Origin of the sequence: Hugenholtzia roseola DSM 9546 (assembly GCF_000422585.1) — a bacterium.
In the GTDB taxonomy this organism is placed as follows: Bacteria; Bacteroidota; Bacteroidia; order Cytophagales; family Bernardetiaceae; genus Hugenholtzia; species Hugenholtzia roseola.
On record NZ_KE383881.1, the window covers coordinates 85,891 to 105,041 of the forward strand.

A 19,151-nucleotide genomic window follows, 5' to 3' on the forward strand; every position below is an offset into this window, starting at 1 on the left:
TGCTTCAAAGGGCGGCAGCACAAACCTAAAACAAGCATCTCTCTATTTTGTTTTGAAGTCTGAAAAAAGGGGAAAGGCTAAAAAAGACACGATTCATAAATTTTATGATAAATTTTTTTAAACATTTTTTATGAAATTTTAAAAAATTAAAATAAGGCTAATATTTCTTCTAAAATCTCACGTGCTTGTGTGATGCTACGATATTGCAGTGCCACCTGCCGACAACGCGCACGAATTTCCTTCGGCTCTTCCGATAGTAGGGCTTGCATTTCGGCGCGTATTTGCTTTGCCGCCTCTTCTGAAAGGTCTTGATAGACGATACCAACCTGATGTTGTTTGGCTATTTTATCATCATCTGCAATATTTTCTGCAATAATATAAGGCAAACCGCAGGCTAAATAGTGTCCTACTTTGATAGGCGTTCTATATTTTTGGGCAGGCAGGGGCGGAATGGCAACCAGACCGATGTCGGCGGCGGAGATGTAGCCGCTTACCTCTTCGTAAGGCACGCGCCCCAATACGCAAAATTGAGCAGCCTCAACCCCTGCCTGACGGTAAGCCAATTCTACTTCCATTTTCGGCTGTGGCGAAATAATAAGCAGAAAATAATCGGGATTTTCATTAACTAACTGCTTACAAAAAGCCGCCATTTCGGGTAGTTCGTAGTAAAGTCCGCCAAATTTGCCTAAGTATAAGATTACTTTTTTATCTTCTATCTTTAAGTGTTGGCGAATTTGTTCGCGCTTTTGGGCTTCAAATTGGAAAAAAGTGGTATCCACCGAAATAGGTGCTGTCCAGATTTTCTTGGCGCGTGTGTGCCACTGTTGCACCAAATCGAGGGTGTGAGAAGTAGGCACGACCAAATAATCGCAGTCTGTGGCTTCCTTTTTCTCAAAAAAATTGAGTAGTTTGTATTTAATAGAATTTTTTGTCCAGATATTAAAATCTATCATATAATCGCTATGCGGCTCGAAGCAGTAAATCGCCAAGGGCAGCCGCAGAATTTTGGATAGAATCCAGCTGAAAGCCCCTGCAATGGTCAGAAAGCCAATAATGGCAGCAGGACGGTATTTGATTTTAATTTTTAATGCGACTAAAAAACTAACAAAAAAATCATATCCTTTTTTTAATAACAAAAAACGCCCCGTATGGTACTGTATGGGGTGCCATTTCAGATTGTAACGGTTTAGCTCTGCTATAAGTTGTGCCTTTTCAAGTTGGTGAAAGGCATAATCATCTTGTTCATACGTGATGAGATGAAATTGATATTTGCCATCTTTATTTAGCTCTTTTAAATAGGGAAGCATCAAACCGCCAAAAAGAGGGTCTTTCATACCCAGAAAGGAATACACAATAAAGGTTTTCAAACTTGTCAAAATTTAGATATAAATTGTAAAATAAAACAAATAAAAAGCCCTAAATAGCGTTTGATTTTCAACTACTTAGGGCTTTTGTGCCAATTACTGTTTATTGATACGCTCTAAAAACGCCCTGACCCCAGAGGTAAAACGTTTTACCTGACCTGTCGCGCCCTCTGTATTGACATAGATGGTATTGTGTCCCTCTGCAATTTCGTGAGCGGGTCTTTCTTTGGTGTAATAATAGGTAGCAATAGATTTGCGATTGATTCCCTGAGGTGTTTTCAGGGGCTTCGGATGTCCATGAAAAGAAATTTCGTTTGTTTCGAAGATAACACAACGATTAAAAGAGGGGGCATATTTGCCTAAAAGTACCTTCTTTTCGCCCGTCAAATCCCAAAGTTCGAGGTGTCCTTCGTATTCGTCTTTCCAATCTTTGTTCATATAAACCAACACGTTCAGACGACGGTGAAATTGCGTCTTGGGGTGAATGTTGTAATCTACGTGTACGTTTAAAAATGCCCCATTGATGGATTGGTGCAGTCCGCCTCCAAAAAGTTGTTCATCGCCGATAAGCTCTTCTTCTATTTCTGAAATTTCTTGAATCCAATTCAAAAAGGGCTTGCTGTTTAGCTCTGTAAAAAGTTGGTGCATTACGCTGCCTGCTTCAAAATCAGTCTTCTGAAATTTGTTCTTTTGGTCGAGATAAGTTGTGCCGTCCCAAAGTCCATCTGCTATCGTCGGATAATTTTGATGAACCAATTCGGCAACCTCTGCCTCAAAAAAGTTTTCAAACATAACGTAGCGGAAGGGCTTTTTAGACTGATAATCAGCCTTAATCGCCTCTGTTCGGCTTTTGAGTGCTTCTAAATTGATAAGTTGCATAGGTGAAAAGAAAGTTTATTTGGTAAGTTCAACGTACATGTTTAGTCCGATTTGAGCCTCGCGCGTATCCACGCCTTGTAGTTCGGGGTATTTTGATTGTCCATATTCGAGAAACTCTACGTGGCGAAAACCCAAGTGCTTTGCTACCAATTCTATCTCCGCCTTGCTATAAAAGTGAAGATGGCTATAACGGGTATAGGCTTCCTCTTTCGCTAAAAGGGCAGTTTGGTAGCGATTATCGGGATAGTGCTTGTTCAAAACCCCTTCCAAACAAGGAAAGGAAAGCCGCAAAACCCCATCTTTTTTGAAAGTCCGATAAGCCTCACTTAAAAATAAGAGCGAATCTACTTGCATCAAATGCTCCATCATATCTTCCGAATAGCCAAACTCAAAACTATTGTCGGCAAAAGGATGACGGCGAATAAGATTTACAAAGTGATATTTATATTCGTTTAAATCATACTTTGTCGCTACCTTTTCTTTTGGCTCATAATCTACATTGAGCCAGCCTTTTTGCAATTTATACCAACCACAAGAGTAGAGAACTTTATTCAGACCATAGGTATCGAGTTGTGTGCCTTCGGGAATTTCGGCGGCGCGTTTTGCCTCAAACGCTAATTGTTGGTGATTGACATAAACGATGTCGTAGCCTTTTTGGTATAAAAAACTACGAATTTGTTTCTTCAAAGATGCAAGCATAAACTGATAAAAAATTAGTAAGGGTACGTTCTGGCTTGCAAGATAAGCATTTCTTTCGAAACAATAGACAAGAAACCGCGCCGTTTTTTTTGTGCCACCAACCAACATATACGAAAAAAACGTATCTTTGATTTTGCCACCGCTTTTTTATGAAGTTCGAGGGGCATTTCTCTCATCTTTTCCGCTTTCTAAATTCTATGCTCGACCGCACGCAAGCACCTGCTGCCCAACCTTTGGCGCACTTCACACTCCCAACGGCTCATAGCTTCTCTTTGGCTAATCAGTTGAAAGTCAGATACAAATCCCATCAGGCACAACCCGCCATTCAGCTTTTATTGGTCTTTGAGGCAGGGCGCACACGTGCCTATCAGCGCGGGCAAGCCGAACTCTACGTGCAACTTTTGATGGAAGGAACGCAAAAAATGTCGGCAGAAGCCTTCGCCCAAGCACTTGCCGATTTGGGAACGTACCTCGACGTAAATGCAAGCGATACGCAGGTCATTTTTTCACTCACTACACTCAAAAAATTTCTCCAGCCTTCGCTCGAACTGCTTTTACAACTCATCGAAGTGCCACTTTTAGAGGAGGAAACCTTGCTCATGCTCAAAAATATTCAGATACAAAACCTTAAAGTACAGCAAGAAAAAACAGCTTTTGTCGCAAATAGAATTTATAGGAAAACTATTTTTGGACAAGATTCGCCCTTTGCGCAATTTGCTGAAATTGAAGACGTGGAAAAAATCACGACACAAGACTTGAAACAATACCACCAAGCATATATCGCAGGCAAGCCCTTTTCTATCTTTATGGCAGGAGATATAGAACAAAATGAATTAGAAATTGTAAATCAATATTTAGGACATTTAAAAGTAGAAAACCAAGATATAGAGCCGCCTTCAATAGAAAATTATGAAAATAGCGAAAGTTCAAGATTTTATTTCAAAAAGAAGGAGGCTTTGCAAACTTCAATTCGCATAGGACGACGCTGCATCGACAAAACTCACCCCGACTATGTAGCCCTTAGAATACTCATAGGGCTATTGGGAGGCTATTTTGGCTCACGCCTGATGCAGAATTTGCGCGAAGAAAAGGGACTCACCTATGGCGTTCATGCCCAAATCAACAACATTCGCGGGAATACTTTTTTTACCATTCAAACCGACGTGAAAAAAGAGCAACAGGAGCAAGCCGTTTCGGAAATTTACAAAGAAATAGAACGACTTAAACAAGAAAAAGTACCAATCACCGAATTAGATTTGTTTAGAAACTATCTAATAGGCTCATTTTTAGGCGTTTTGGCTACTCCTTTTCAAATTATGCAGCAAATTAAAGTTTTATATGATGAAAATTTGCCCTTAGACTATTACGATAATTTTATTCAAAAAATCAAATCCACAACCCCCGACGAACTACAAAAAGTGGCGCAGGAGCATCTTGTCGCCCTGCAGGAGGTCTTGGTAGGATAAGCGGCTTTCTTCTGCCAAAAGAGAAAACCTATTCAGGTTTCTCTTTTGGCGCAAAAGCACCGTCTTTATTTTCAGGCATCTGCGGACTGATATAGGCTGCAAAACGCCAAATTTCATAAATCATTTCCATATCAAAACGTTCAGAATGAGGCACTTCGCGCGAAAGTCCTACTTGTAGGCTGCCTTTTTCGAAGTCATTTTTATAAATAAAACGACACAAAATACCAACCTTTTCTATTACTAAGATACAAAACTCGCCCTCTTTGAGCGTGCGCCAGTCTTCTACATATTCGCCAATAAAAATGCTACCGCGAGGCAATCCACTTCCAAGTTGTGTGATTTCAAAAGAGCGATAGGTGCGTTCCTGTGGTAAAAAAGGCAACTGATACTTTGGTAAGTCTAATAAAAATTCAGGTTTATCATGCTTTTCTAAATAGGCTTCTTGCTTATCCTCTTTTACCAACTCTATATATTCCTGATTTTCAGCATCTAAGCTAATACTCAAAATGCGCATTTTTTCAGCAGACACATATTTTAATATATCAAAAGTCGACACGCTTTCTAAATCTTCTGTAAGCAAACTGTGAATAGATATTTTACAATCTAATGCTATTTTTTGTAAAATATCGTACTTAGGATTTGCATGTCCTTGCTCATAAGAACCTAATTTTTTGGTTGAAATGGCTAAATAATTGGCAAATTCGGTTTGCGTTTGTTTGTAATATTCTTTACGAATAAACTTTAAATTTTTAGCAATAAATAACATATTTTTAGTTGGATAAAGATAAGATATGGGAGTAAGATTGCCGTTTTGTTAGCAAAAATCATACAAAAAGCAGAAAAAAAGAAATTCACCCTTAGAAAGCAGGGCTTTTTACTCTTTTTTTGCTAATTTTTCGTGGAGTTTAATATCTTGCCCCCAAACCTTGCGACTCAAAGAAAATTGCCATTTCGGTAGGATAGTCTGTGATAATGCTCTGCACGCCTTGTTTGTAAAGTTTCAAAGACGTAGGAAAATCATTCACCGTCCATGTCCAAATGTTTATATTTTTTTCTAAAAAATAAGCGATTATATGTTCATTCAAAATGGAATAATTAGGTGCAATACCATCTGGAACAAACGAAAGTGCTTGCATTTTTTTCAAAAGTTGGTCTTTGCCTTGCACACCTTCCACTAAAAAAGTAAGTGCCGCTTTTTTTTCTTGTCGCTTGACCTCTTCCAAAATTTGAGGATTAAAACTTTCTATACAGAAACAATGAAAAGGTAGTTTGTAATTAGATATAATTTCTAAAACTTTTTTTACTGCAAAATCTGCTTTTGGTTGCCCTAAATCACGCCAATTAGATTCATATTTAATTTCAAAGTTAAAGAAAGGGTATTTTTTATATTTTTTTAAAGATAAATCTATACAAAGAGCTAAAACTTCGCTTAAAAGCGGCTTATAGGTTTGTAGTTTTTTTTGTAAGGGAAAACGTGGGTGCGGTTTCGTACCACCGTCAAATTTTTTGATTTCTTCATACTTCATTTTGAAAAAACTATAAGAAAGTTCATTTTTAGGTTCAATATCTATGCTATTGTATTCAGAAGTGGCAATTCTAACATAGTCCGAATGTGGATAAGGCTCATGGCTTACCAGCACTTCACCCGAAGGCAAAACAATTAAATCCAATTCTATTGCTAAAATATTATTTTCTATACAAAAAATAAAACCTTCTATTGAATTTTCGGGCAAATAGCCGCGTGCGCCGCGATGTCCTTGTATAAAAAAGTTGGGCGAGAGGCTTGGAAAAAAAGGCGACTTTTGGGTAGTTTGGGACATAAAATGGGCGAAAATATTTTGAAACTTGACTTAAAAAGTTTATATTTGGACATCTTCTTTCCCCAAAGGTACAAAAAATGCGCATTTGAGCCACCCCAAATATGCAAAAATAAGGCAGCCCTATGAGGAAGAGTCATTTAAAACAAATACTTTAAAATTTATCTAAAAAAATAAATTTTTTATGACAAAAGTTGTAATTCCTGTGGCGGGGGCAGGCACTATGTTGCGTCCGCACACGCACACACAACCTAAACCGCTTGTTCCGATTGCGGGCAAACCCATTTTGGCGCATATCATTGATGCTTGGCGCGAAAATGGCATCAAAGAATTTATCTTTATTACAGGATATTTAGCCGATAAAATAGAAACTTTTGTAAAGGAAAATTATGGTACAAAAATAAATGCTACTTTTGTATATCAAGAGCCGCGCAAAGGTTCGGCGCATGCCATTTGGGTTGCTAAATCGTTTTTAGAAAAAGAAGACTTTTTTATTATTGCCTTAGGCGATACGATTGTAGAAATGGATTTTCAGCAATTTTTTAAGCATACTGAAAACTTAGTGGCTCTTAAAAAGGTTGAAAAGCCAACTGCTTTTGGAATTGCTGTAATAGGAAATGAAGGCGAAGTTATACAATTAGTAGAAAAACCGAGAATCCCGAAGTCTAATATGGCATTAGTGGGAGTCTATAAAATTGCTTCCGTACCACTTTTTTTTGAATCTATACAATATCTTTTAAATCATAAAGAAGAAGAAAAGCCATCACATTTACCTTGTGAGTATCAACTGACAGAGGCTTTGATGCAAATGTTGCGCAGGGGTGAAAAAATTGCCTACATTGAGGCACAGCGTTGGTTTGATTGTGGAAAAAAGGATACTTTATTAGAAGCAAATGCAACTTTGCTTTCTCAAAGAAACTTTGAAACTTCATTATCCCAACATTATCCCACTTGCATTATCCGTCAGCCTGTCCGTATTGGGGCTAATTGTGAGATTTCAAATGCGATTATCGGACCTCATGTAGCGATAGGAGATAATACAAAAATTCAAAATTCTATTATTTCTAATTCTATCATTGGTTCGTATAGTCAAATAGAAAATGTCGTACTTAATCAGTCTATTATTGGAAACGACTCTATATTGCAAGGCATGGAGCAAAGCCTTAATCTGGGAGATAGTGCAGAAATTAGCTTTAAAAGCTAACTTTTATTGTTGTTAAAAAAAACAAAACAATTTTCTTTATGAGCAGTTTATCAAGCAAACCTAACCTTTTTGATTATGCAAGTATACAAGAGCAAGTATAAAAAAATAGATTTCCATCAGGCAGAGTCGGTAATGGAAGTTACGTGGCTGCCTCAAACGGCTGATATGTCTGCACAAGAATATCAGGAAGAAATGCTAAACTACATAGAAATTGCACGTAAATACAAACCGCTTTATGCTTTACCCAATACAGCGGAGCTTTTTTTTACGATTACGCCTGAAATTCAACAATGGATGAACGCACAGATTTTTCCAGTTTTTGCTCAAATCGGTATGCGTGCGGCAGCTTTTGTGGTAAGTCAGGATATTTTTGCGCAACTTTCTATTGAGCAAACGATGGAAGAAGAAGTAGGGCAGCGTTTTCAAAGCCGTTATTTTGTTAATACAGAAGAAGCTATGAATTGGCTGCAATCTTTTTCTAAAAATTTAAACTAAAAAATTACGGAATAAGTTTCTAACTTATTCCGTACTTCATATTTTAATTCCTAAAACGCTATCCAAATTCTATGAAAATTCTTTGCATTTCTCTAAAAAACTTACATTCGCTATTAGGTGAGCATACGATAGATTTCAGACAAGGCAGTTTGGCAACTACCTCACTTTTTGCCATTACAGGAGAAACGGGAGCGGGCAAAACAACCATTTTAGATGCCATCACTTTGGCACTCTACGCCAAAACAAGTAGGCATGAAAACTTAAATTACAATATAAAACAAGATGAAATATGGGAAAATGTAGTAAGCAAAGGAAAAGAGCAAGCATACGCCGAACTCATATTTGAGGTAGAAGGTGAAGCGTATGCGGCAAGATGGGAAGTTAGGCGCAAGCCGCGAGGTTTTGAATATAATAGATTTTTTAGTTCATTAAAACGAACAAATTTTATCTTTACTATGATAAAAGAGGTAGAAATTAAGATACAGACTATCATACAACTGACCTACGACCAATTTCTACGCTCTATTATGCTGGCACAAGGCAATTTTATGAGTTTTCTCAAAGCAGAAGAAAAAGAAAGAAAAGAATTACTTTCTAAAATAACGAATACGCATATTTACGAAAAAATAATTCAAAAAGCAAAAGAAAAATTAAAAGAAGAGCGACAAAAAAAGGAAAGGTTAGAAGAAGGCTTACAAGGTATTGATTTATTAAGTGAAACAGAGTTTGAAAATCTGAAACTTAAAAAGGCTTTCCTGACACAAGAAGTTTTGTCTTTGGATAAGGCTTGGGTAAATCATAGCAATATCTTGGAAAAAACTAAAAAACTTAATGAATATCTTATGAAGTTAGCTACTAATGAGCAAGAAAAAGCACACATTCAGGCACAAATCTTACATCATCAAGAAGATTTTAAGAGGCTAGCTTCTTATCGAAAAGCAGTGCCGATAGCACCTTCTTGGAAGGTTTTTCAAAAACTTGATAACGAAATTGCTAATATAGAAAATCAAAAAATAGTAGCAGAAGAAAAACTAAAAGAAGTTATTTTAAATTTATCAACTTATGAAAACTTATTGAAAGAGGCTCAAAAAAATTTAGATGCGACAACTCAAAACGCAGAAAATTTTGAAAAATGGGTACAAACAGAAATTGCACCATTGGAAAAAGAGATAGAAAGTTTAGAAAAAGACTGCAAAACGGAGTTTGCCAATATGCAAAATGAGCAGAAAAAAGTGCAAGATTCTGTAAATAATGTAATAGCTGTCAAACAAGATATAGAAAAGTTAAAAGAAAATAAAAATAATTTTACCTTATATTTGACAAAAAATAGCTACATTAAAAATTTTAATAAGGAAATTTTTAAAACGCTTTTAGAAAATAGAAAAACTTTTTTATTCGAGTACAGCGCAAAGCTAAAATATGCAGACGAACTAAAAAATGATATTTTAAATAAACATAAAGAAGCCTTGCTTCTGTTGCAGCCTACTATGCAAAGCGAGGATTTTGAAGAAAATTATGATTCTATTTTAAAACAACTACAAAACAGTAAGATAACTTTTGAAAAGATTGAAAAAGAAAAAAAGCAGCTTAATGCAAAAGAAAAGGAACAAAAAGAAAAACAAAATAGACTGCATCAGACTGAAAAACAATTACAAAGTATAAAAGAAATTATAGAAATCATAACAGAAAAAAACAAAAAAATAGCGGAAAATACACAAATACAGCAAGACTTGGTCTGCCTGACGCAGGATTTAAAAAAGGCACAGGCGGAATTTGATAGGGCAGCCGATAGTGTATATCAGCAGGAGCGAATTTATCTTTTGGAGCAAAAAGTGCTTGATTTAGAAGAAGATAGAAAAAAATTAAGGGAAGACGAACCTTGTCCGCTTTGCGGTTCGTGCATACACCCTTATCGCGAGGAAGGGCATGATATTCAACTCTCTAAAACCGAACAGAAATTAGAACTTTTAAAGGTGGAGAAAATAAAAAGTGAAAAATTGTTAAAACAAATACAATTAGATAAAAATAAAAAAGAAACAGAAAACGAAATTTTAAGAAAAGCGATAGAAAAAAGCGAAATAAATAGGGGCGATAAGGTAAGGCTTTTTCTGGCTCAAAATTCTTTTTATGCCGTATCGGTACAAACTTTGGATTGGGAAAACGAGGCTGCGATTAAAGATTTTACATCTTTTTTAGAAAAAAATATAGAAGAGGAAAAAACTGAAATAAAAAAAGCAGAAGGTGAAATTATGGCTACAAAATTAGAAATAGAAACATTAGAAAAAAAGCAAAATTTGTATCAAATATTGAGTGCGTATGCAAAAGAAAAAAACGATTTGCAGGCAAAAGTAGCAGAAGGAAGAAAAAATTTCAAACTTTTGCAGGAAAACTTCTTAAATTTTAATCAAATAGTAGATAAGAATTCCGATTTTGAGCTAATATTGAAAAATTTGGAGCAGGAAAAGCAACAATTTGAGCAGATACAAAAGCAGTTGGAAGGTGTGAGTCAGGCTGCGGCTGCGGCAGAGGCTACTTTAAAAGCGATTGAGAAAAACAATCAGGATTTAAACCAAAATTTAGAACAAATACAAAAAAAGTACAACGCATTACAAACAGAAAAAGAAAACAAAGAAGTTGAAAAAAGGGCTTTATTGGGCGAAAAAAGGGTAGAAAACGAACGGGAATTTTTCAAAAAAGAAAAAGAAAAGATACAAGAAAATCTCGCTTCTGCAAAAGAAAAGGTAGAAAAGTATCGGAATTTAAGGATTGAGAATGAAACAACAATAGCAACGCTTTACCCTCAAATTGAGGAAAAGTCGGCAGAAAAACTAAATATTGGAAAGGAATTAAGACAAAAATTCCTACATTTGGGGTTTACTTCTCTGGACTTGTTTCAGCAGACACTGGCTTGGGAAAAAGAAGCAGAGCAGTGGGAAATTTTAGAAAAAGAGTTGCAAGAAAAAGTACAAAAATTAGACATTGAACGAAATAATTTTGAAAATGAAATAAAAAGAACAAAAGAAGACATAGCAGATAAGTTGCCACAACAAGGCGAAAGCATTGCAGATTATATTCAGAAATTAGAACAAGAAAACAAAGAAAATAAATGTATTTTAGACCAAAAAAGAGAAGAAAAAGGAATTTATGAGCAAAAAATAAAAGACCAAATGCAGAAAATAGAAAAATTTGAACAAAAATTAAGAGAAAAAGACAAGCAAGAGTCTATAATGCGACATTGGGAAACACTTTGCGAAGTGCTTGCGCCAAAGAGTAGAGATGGTATAGATTTGAATGTTTTTGCACAAGGCATTACGTTGGGTTATTTGATAGATTTAGCGAATGAGCGTCTGTTACAGCTCAATCCGCGTTATATTTTGAAGCGAAAAGATACAAAATCGCTTAACTTTGTAGTAGTAGATTTACATCAAGACCAGCAGGAACGTTTGGTGAGTAGTCTTTCGGGCGGCGAAAGTTTTTTGGTAAGTTTGGCGTTGGCGTTGGCACTTTCGGAGCTAACGAGCCATCGGCGTTCCCTACAATCGCTTTTTATAGACGAGGGCTTCGGCACATTAGACCCCCAAACTTTGGAAATGGCTCTGGACGCACTTGAAAAATTGCAAGGGGAGGGAAAAATGATAGGTATTATTTCACACGTGGAACTAATTAAGAGCCAAGACCGTATTCCTGTTCAGATTTTGGTGCAAAAAATGGGGGGAGGGCGCAGTAAAATTGTGCTGCCTGCATAAAGGGTAAGCAATTTAGCGGCATGGTTTGGTAAAAATCTCTATCTTTGTGGCGCGATAGTCCCTTGTTGTATGGTGGATAAGAGCGTCCCAAGGGGCATCTATTTTAAAAAACATATCAAAAATAAAAGTCAGTTTTTTTACTGATAGCAAACACAATTCTTTTATGAGCAGCACCAAGGGATTGCCTAAGCGCAGCGAAAATTATTCAGAGTGGTACAACGAGCTGGTCAAACGTGCTGACCTTGCCGAACATTCGGCGGTTCGTGGTTGTATGGTCATCAAACCTTACGGCTACTCTATTTGGGAAAAAATGCAGCGCGTTTTAGATGAAATGTTTAAAGAAACAGGTCATACAAACGCCTATTTTCCGCTTTTTGTCCCTAAAAGCCTTTTTGAAGCCGAAGAAAAAAATGCGGAGGGCTTTGCCAAAGAGTGTGCCGTAGTTACGCATTATCGCCTCAAAAATGACCCCAATCAGAAGGGAAAACTTATCGTTGACCCCGAATCGAAGCTCGAAGAGGAACTTATCGTGCGCCCTACCAGTGAGGCTGTGATTTGGAATACGTATAAAAATTGGATTCAATCGTATCGTGATTTACCTATTTTAGTGAATCAATGGGCAAACGTAGTGCGTTGGGAAATGCGCACGCGCCTTTTTTTGCGCACTGCCGAATTTTTGTGGCAGGAAGGGCATACTGCACATGCGAGTAAGGAGGAAGCGGTAGCGGAAACCAAGCAGATGTTGGAAGTTTATGCCAAATTTGCCGAAGAATATTTGGCTCTCCCTGTGGTAAAGGGGGTGAAAACGCCTAATGAGCGTTTTGCAGGTGCAGAAGATACCTATTGCATTGAGGCTTTGATGCAAGATGGGAAGGCTTTGCAGGCGGGTACGTCGCACTTTTTAGGGCAAAATTTTGCAAAAGCCTTTGATGTCAAGTTTGCGGATAAGGAAAACAAGTTGGAATACGTCTGGGGGACTTCGTGGGGCGTGAGTACGCGCCTGATGGGTGCGCTTATTATGGCACATTCTGATGATAGCGGCTTAGTTTTGCCGCCCAAATTAGCTCCTTTTCAAGTGGTTGCTGTTCCTATTTACAAAAATGAGGAGGAATTGGCACAAATTTCCGAAAAAATCCGCCATATTCAAGCGGCTTTGAAGTCCAAAGGGATTGCGCTTAAATATGACGACCGCGACACACATCGTCCGGGCTTTAAGTTTGCCGAGTGGGAGTTGAAAGGCGTGCCGTTGCGTTTGGCTTTGGGTATGCGTGACTTGCAAAACAATCAGATTGAAGTAGCAAGGCGCGATACTTTCGAGAAAACTACCCATAGTTTGGATACGATTATAGACCAAATTCCAGAACTTTTGGCACAAATCCAAGACCATATTTATCAGAAAGCCCTTCTTTTCCGTGAGCAAATGACAACCCCTGTCGATACTTTTGAGGAGTTTGAGCGCGTTTTAGACCAAAAGGCAGGTTTTGTAAGTGCGCATTGGGACGGCACTGCCGAAACAGAGGAGAAAATTAAAGAGCTTACGAAAGCTACCATTCGCTGTATTCCCCTTGATGCCAAAGAGGAAGCGGGGACTTGTGTGTTTTCGGGCAAACCTTCGCAAAGGCGCGTTCTTTTTGCAAGGGCGTATTAGAATAATTTTTTGCTAATTTTTGTTACTTTATCTTAAAATAGAAGCAAGTTATCTTGCTTCTATTTTTGTTTTGTCCAAATGCTTTGCAGGTGAGCATTTTGCGATAAAATCAAGTGGGCAGCGAGATTTTGATGGTAGAAATAGGGCAATGCCTTGTCCCTGCATTTGTATCTGATTTTTAGAACTTAATACCACAGAAGTTTGGGGCAATAATGTTAAGCTCTGTGAAAAACCTTGTTTTGTCAAATTATAGACGAAATAAAATTTGACTTTGAAATCCTCCCTTTGGGGGCAGTAATGTTAAGTTCTGCAAAAAGTCTTGTTTTGTCAAAATTTTGTCAAAATTGGCACGAAATAAAATTTGGACTTAAACCCTAAGGGTCTTGAAGACCCTTAGGGTTTGGGGCATAGGACAAGTCAATGCCTTGTCCCTACATTCGAGCCTAATTTTTAGAATCTAATATATCACTGGGGTTTGGAATTAGGTGCATTTGAGGGCTTTTATCGTCGTAACAACGCCATTAGCCCTTAACGCCACTGCTGTCAAAGTCTATGCTTTTAATTCTGCTCTTAAAAACTTAGCTGTGTAGCTTTCCTTGTGTTGTGCCACTTCTTCGGGCGTACCCTGACAGATGAGCGTACCGCCTGCCTGTCCGCCTTCTAAGCCCATGTCGAGGATATAATCAGCAACCTTCATAACATCTAAGTTATGTTCAATTACCAAAACAGTATTTCCTTTTTCTACGAGCTTATTTAATACTTCTAATAAAAACAAGACATCTTGAAAATGCAATCCTGTGGTAGGTTCGTCTAAGATGTAAAAAGTTTTTCCTGTGTCTTTTTTAGCAAGTTCGGTAGCCAACTTAACGCGCTGCGCCTCGCCTCCTGAAAGGGTCGTGGCGTGTTGTCCCAAGGTGATATAGCCGAGTCCTACTTCGTGTAGGGTCTTGATTTTTCGGTGAATTTGGGGGTGCTTCTCAAAAAACTCCATCGCCTCTTCTACGCTCATATCCAAGACATCGGCAATGGATTTGCCCTTGTATCGCACTTCGAGCGTTTCGCGGTTGTAGCGTTTGCCCCTGCAAGTGGGACACTCGATGTGAACATCGGGAAGGAAGTCCATTTCTATAATTTTTCTGCCGCCGCCCTGACAATCTTCACAACGCCCTCCCTTGACGTTGAAGGAAAAACGCCCCGGTTTGTAGCCTCTAATTTTGGCTTCGGGCAATGCCGTAAAAAGGGTGCGGATGTCGGTAAAGACGCTGGTGTAGGTAGCAGGATTCGAGCGCGGTGTTCTGCCTATTGGCGATTGGTCTACTTCAATGACCTTGTCTATATTTTTTAGCCCCTCGATGCTATCGTGTTCGAGCGGATTTTTGAGTGCCTGATAAATGTATTTGTTCAGGATTGGATACAAAGTTTCGTGAATAAGGGAAGATTTGCCACTGCCTGAAACGCCTGTAACACAAATGAATGTACCCAAAGGTAGCGAAATAGAAACATTTTTCAAATTATTGCCTTTCGCACCTTTTAGTTCTAAAAACTTACCACTTCCCTTGCGGCGTTGGGTAGGAATGGCGATTTGGCGTTCATTTTTTAGGTATTGCGCCGTTAGGTTGTTGCCTTTCAAAAAATCGGTAGGCGTGCCTGCTGCCACTACTTTTCCCCCTTGCTTGCCTGCCCCAGGACCGATGTCGATGAGATAATCGGCGGCAAGCATCATATCCTTGTCGTGTTCTACTACCAAGACGGAATTACCCAAGTCCGCCAAATTGCGCAAGGCTTTGATAAGTTTGACGTTATCGCGTGGGTGCAAGCCAATGCTGGGTTCGTCTAAAATATACAAAACGCCGACAAGTTGTGTGCCGATTTGGGTAGCCAAGCGGATTCTTTGCGCCTCGCCGCCCGAAAGGGAGCGCATTTGTCTATCCAAAGTGAGATAGTCTAAACCTACATCTTCTAAGAAGCCTACGCGCTTGCGTATTTCTTTTAAAATTTCTTTGGCAATGGCATTTTGCTTTTCTGTAAGCCTGCTTTCTAAGTTTTGAAACCAGCCTGAAAGGGCGTTTATGTCCATTTGTGCCAAGTGAGAAATGTTTTTTCCATCAACCTTGAAGTGCAGCGATTCTATTTTAAGGCGTGCGCCGCCGCAGGTAGGGCAAGGGCATTTGCTCACAAAATCTTGCAAGAGATAGCTTTTGCGCCCCCTTGTAGAGCCAGATTCGGCATTTTCTTGTTGTGAGTCTAAAAGTGGAATTACGCCCTCGAAGGTGCTACGCCATTCGCGGTCGGAGGTCTTGGCAGTTACTTTTATCTCTTCGCGGCTATCTTTCGAGCCGTATAGAATTTCTTGTAGCACCTCTTCGGAAAAATCGCTAAGGGGCTGACTTAGGCTTAGGTTGCGTTTTTTCAAAAAAGCCTCTAATTTTCTGAAAATGTAAATATCGCGCCATTCGCCCAAAGGCAGAATCGCGCCTCTGCTCAAACTTAGGCTGCGGTCGGGAATGAGGTCTTCGTTTTTTAGCTCCTCTATGTAGCCCAAACCGTTGCAGGTTTGGCACATGCCGTAGGGCGAATTGAAGGAAAAAAGGTTAGGGGCAGGTTCGTCGTAGGCGATACCTGTGGTAGGACACATCAAAAATTTGGAGAGAAATTGTACTGTGCCTGCTTCGTCTTCGAGCATCAAAATACCATTGCCTTCCTTTAAGGCAGCCTTTATTGAATCGCGTAGGCGTGTTTGGTCTTTTTCCTTGACTTGCAACCTATCGATGACAACTTCGATGTTGTGGTTTTTGTACCTATCGAGCTGCATCTGCGGCACTAATTCCTTCATTTCGCCATCTACGCGCACTTTTACATAGCCCATCTTTCTAAGTTGGACAAAAAGTTCGCGGTAATGTCCTTTTCTGCCTTTGATAAGGGGGGCAAGCAGGGTTATTTTCTGGTCTTGGTATTTTTCTGAAATCAAATCTATGATTTGTTCTTCGCTTTGTTTGACCATCTCCTCCCCTGTGAGGTAGGAATAGGCGATACCTGCACGTGCAAAAAGTAGGCGCAGGAAGTCGTAAATTTCGGTAACCGTACCCACAGTAGAGCGCGGATTGCGAGAGGTGGTTTTCTGTTCGATGGAAATGACAGGGCTTAGTCCTGCAATTTTATCCACATCAGGACGCTCCAAACCGCCCATAAAAGTTCGCGCATAGGCAGAGAAGCTCTCCATGTAGCGGCGTTGTCCTTCGGCGTAGAGGGTATCGAAAGCCAAAGAGGATTTGCCGCTGCCACTGATACCCGTTAGGACAACGAGCTGATTGCGTGGAATGGTTAGGTCTATATTTTTGAGATTATGCTCTCTTGCGCCATAAATCTCGATATTTTCTTCTTGCAAGGCGATGGGCTTTTGGGTACAAAATGCGTAAAGACTACATAACAACTGCAAAAATAACCTTTTTTTCCTGATTTTGGTTTGTCCAAGTCCTTTATTTTGTAGGTAGATTTTTTGGGGGGGCAGGCGGAGCAGCCTTCAGTTCTAAAAAATTATTTACGGGTGTAGGGAGAAGGCAGTGCCTTGTCCTGAGTGAGATTGAAATAAAAAAATACGTTTTTTGCTAAAAATTGTGTTAAGTACATTTTTTATATTTTAAAACAAACTTAATTTAACTTGCTCTTTTTGAATAACTTGATTCTTAAATTTTGGGATAAACTCAAAATCGCAACAATCTAAATACCTCGAATAAGGTATTATGTTGTTTTTCTCTCTTTTTGCGTCGTAATTTTCTTCGTGAAAGTCTATTAAGGTTCTTCCTGCCACATACCCTAAGCCAACAGGAACCGCATTTCCTATTTGTTTGTAAATATCTGTAAGTTTGCCCACAAACTTCCAATTATCAGGAAATTGTTGGATACGCGCGTATTCCTGCACCGACAAGGCACGCATTTCGGTTGGGTGCGCCAATAGTGTAGCGTTCATTATCGGACTCGTGAGTAATGTAGGTGAGGGTTCGGAAAAAGAAAGCCGCCTAAAAAAACCTGTTTTGCCACCTACCAATTCGAGGGAATTACCCATTGCTTCTTTTTGTACTTCTGGAGGCAAATCCCGCCAATTTTGTCCTTCTTTCAGATAGGTCAGATACTTTTTTATTCGTTGTGGTATTTCCAAATAGTCTTGTTTTACATTTTCAAGCCCCTGAAAAGCCTCTTTTAAAGATGTCCATTTCTTTCCCGTTTCTTGCCCTGTTTGGCTATGTGTGGGAGTTGGCAGCGGTATTCTGCCCTTTTTACTGCCGAAAATAATGACTCTCTCTCTGGCTTGCGGAACACCATAATTAGCACTATTGAAGAGTGTAAAACTTAGCTGGTAGCCTAATTTACTAAACTCCTGCCAAAGAAAATACATCATACTACCCTGCATCTCTACAATATGATTGTATTCTTTTTCATATTCAGGTGGAACGACATTTAGGGGGGTTGATAAAATTCCCCTTACGTTTTCTAAGATAAAATATGGAGGACTAATTTCTTCTATAATCTGCAAGTACCTGATAATAGCATTGCCTCTAAAATCTTGCAAAGACAATCTTTTCCCTGCTGTGCTAAAGGCTTGACAAGGCGGTCCCCCTACGATTGCGAAAACCTCCTCTTTTGAGAGGCTTGCCGTGGTTAGTATTTCGTCAGTGGTAATTTTGTTTATATCGTTTTCAATAACAGGAATGTTAGAATTTGCGCGAATGGTCTTGCAAGCCAATTTATCCATCTCTACACAAACGGCAACTTTCATGCCCGCTTTTTCAAGTCCTAAATCCAGACCCATGGCACCTGAAAATATTGAAACAACATTGTAGCTAAAATTATTTGTTACCATAAAGATTTTAAAAATTGGTCGTAAGAAGTGTATTTTGTTTGAAAACTGTCTAAAATGGGTTCCATTCGGCTTTCTATTTTATCGATAATCGTCTGATTTGATAGGACGTGCTTTGAGGCACTTAACAGCATTTCTACCAACTTATGGTGGTAGTCTTTGTCATCAGTTATGAAGCCCCATAGTTCTTTTCCTATCAAAGTGCGTTTGTCCCAGTCGGGCAGATACTGCTTCATTAAACCGTGTGTAACGGTTTTATCCTCTCTTTTTCCGTAGGTTTCGCCGATAAAAGCCCTAAAGCCTTGGTTTTCTATTAACTCTATTTCGCGTTTATAGTGCTGCATTTGTGTTTTGTTCACATCATTGGTTCCACTCTTAATTTCCAAGTAGGCTTTTACCTCATTAACCTTTTCGACTACAATATCCCATTTTGTTTGTTCCCCAAGTTCGTCTTCTTTTCCTTCATGCACGTACTCACTTGCATATAAAATCAAGTTTTGTACCAAAAAGCCTACCGAGGTAACAACACTGCGAGAGATAGCCTGATAGACATAGTAGCGAATCAAATCTTTTTCATTATCCAAATTTAAGGCACCTGCTAAAATAGGATTTATATTTAATGTTTCTAATTCTAAGTTCTCAATCATTTGCAACTGACGATTTACAAATTCGCTAACCAATACCTTAATAAAGTTCTCTCGTATGCTTAGTTTGCTATCAAGCAAACCACTGCGTTGAAAGGCGATAATTTTTTCAAAGTCTGACTCGGTTAACTTGATAGCTTTTTCGCCACCTATAAAAGTAATGTTTTCAAAGTCTTCTCTCTTTGCAGCTAAAAAACTATCGAGGCTGCCAAAATGATGGGCAAGAATATCTATTTTTTGTTTAAATGCGCCCGAAAGTCCTTTCAAATGCACTGAAAAGCCTTTTTTTATTAAGGTCTGTACCGTTGCTGCCATAGCTTAGTTCAAATTATCG

The 19,151-nt window shown here is 38.7% G+C and carries 14 protein-coding genes; 5 read left to right on the forward strand and 9 right to left on the reverse strand.

What is annotated here, in order from left to right; genetic code table 11:
* Positions 1-146: 146 nt before the first annotated feature.
* The 3 genes from G500_RS0113980 to G500_RS0113990 all read right to left on the reverse strand — a co-directional run bounded on the left by G500_RS0113980 (position 147) and on the right by G500_RS0113990 (position 2,942).
* Complete coding sequence (locus tag G500_RS0113980; protein WP_154657165.1) at positions 147-1,367, reverse strand: glycosyltransferase; 1,221 nt, start codon at positions 1,365-1,367, stop codon at positions 147-149.
* Positions 1,368-1,460: 93 nt separating this feature from the next.
* Positions 1,461-2,243: a 2OG-Fe(II) oxygenase gene (locus G500_RS0113985; RefSeq protein WP_027003009.1), complete on the reverse strand. Its 783-nt coding sequence runs from the start codon at positions 2,241-2,243 to the stop codon at positions 1,461-1,463.
* Positions 2,244-2,258: 15 nt separating this feature from the next.
* Positions 2,259-2,942 carry a methyltransferase domain-containing protein gene (locus G500_RS0113990; protein ID WP_161626141.1) on the reverse strand — a complete coding sequence of 228 codons (684 nt, stop codon included), beginning with the start codon at positions 2,940-2,942 and terminating at the stop codon, positions 2,259-2,261.
* 197 nt (positions 2,943-3,139) lie between these two features.
* Here G500_RS0113990 and G500_RS0113995 point away from each other — a divergent pair, with 197 nt between their 5' ends.
* Positions 3,140-4,408: a M16 family metallopeptidase gene (locus tag G500_RS0113995; RefSeq protein WP_027003011.1), complete on the forward strand. Its 1,269-nt coding sequence runs from the start codon at positions 3,140-3,142 to the stop codon at positions 4,406-4,408.
* A gap of 28 nt (positions 4,409-4,436) precedes the next feature.
* On the opposite strand, the gene G500_RS23575 is transcribed toward G500_RS0113995, so the two are convergent.
* A complete protein-coding gene (locus G500_RS23575; protein WP_051203634.1) occupies positions 4,437-5,174 on the reverse strand; it encodes a helix-turn-helix domain-containing protein in 738 nt (245 codons plus the stop codon).
* A gap of 139 nt (positions 5,175-5,313) precedes the next feature.
* Positions 5,314-6,228: a glycerophosphodiester phosphodiesterase family protein gene (locus G500_RS0114010; protein ID WP_027003012.1), complete on the reverse strand. Its 915-nt coding sequence runs from the start codon at positions 6,226-6,228 to the stop codon at positions 5,314-5,316.
* A gap of 181 nt (positions 6,229-6,409) precedes the next feature.
* On the opposite strand from G500_RS0114010, the gene G500_RS0114020 reads away from it, so the two are divergent.
* From G500_RS0114020 to proS, 4 genes are all read left to right on the forward strand, one after another.
* Positions 6,410-7,429 (forward strand): sugar phosphate nucleotidyltransferase, encoded by a 1,020-nt coding sequence (locus tag G500_RS0114020; RefSeq protein WP_027003013.1) that lies wholly within the window; start codon positions 6,410-6,412, stop codon positions 7,427-7,429.
* Between the two features lie 75 nt (positions 7,430-7,504).
* Positions 7,505-7,924, forward strand: a complete 420-nt coding sequence (locus G500_RS0114025; protein ID WP_027003014.1) for an STAS/SEC14 domain-containing protein — start codon at positions 7,505-7,507, stop codon at positions 7,922-7,924.
* Between the two features lie 71 nt (positions 7,925-7,995).
* Entirely contained in the window at positions 7,996-11,670 is a 3,675-nt protein-coding gene (locus tag G500_RS0114030; protein ID WP_027003015.1) for an AAA family ATPase, read from the forward strand.
* A gap of 163 nt (positions 11,671-11,833) precedes the next feature.
* The gene (gene proS, locus G500_RS0114035) at positions 11,834-13,318 is read left to right on the forward strand and encodes a proline--tRNA ligase (RefSeq protein ID WP_027003016.1); all 1,485 of its coding nucleotides are present in this window, start codon (positions 11,834-11,836) and stop codon (positions 13,316-13,318) included.
* Positions 13,319-13,366: 48 nt separating this feature from the next.
* Here proS and G500_RS26035 read toward each other — a convergent pair whose 3' ends face one another.
* The 4 genes from G500_RS26035 to G500_RS23585 form a co-directional block, all read right to left on the reverse strand.
* A complete protein-coding gene (locus tag G500_RS26035; protein ID WP_161626142.1) occupies positions 13,367-13,564 on the reverse strand; it encodes a hypothetical protein in 198 nt (65 codons plus the stop codon).
* Positions 13,565-13,868: 304 nt separating this feature from the next.
* Positions 13,869-16,703: an excinuclease ABC subunit UvrA gene (gene uvrA / locus G500_RS0114050; RefSeq protein ID WP_245574491.1), complete on the reverse strand. Its 2,835-nt coding sequence runs from the start codon at positions 16,701-16,703 to the stop codon at positions 13,869-13,871.
* A 252-nt stretch (positions 16,704-16,955) separates the two neighbouring features.
* On the reverse strand, positions 16,956-18,176 hold the full coding sequence (locus G500_RS23580) for a DNA cytosine methyltransferase (RefSeq protein ID WP_051203638.1): 1,221 nt from the start codon (positions 18,174-18,176) through the stop codon (positions 16,956-16,958).
* Positions 18,170-19,132: a PmeII family type II restriction endonuclease gene (locus G500_RS23585; RefSeq protein WP_051203639.1), complete on the reverse strand. Its 963-nt coding sequence runs from the start codon at positions 19,130-19,132 to the stop codon at positions 18,170-18,172. The genes G500_RS23580 and G500_RS23585 overlap by 7 nt, the downstream gene beginning before the upstream one ends.
* Positions 19,133-19,151: the final 19 nt, after the last annotated feature.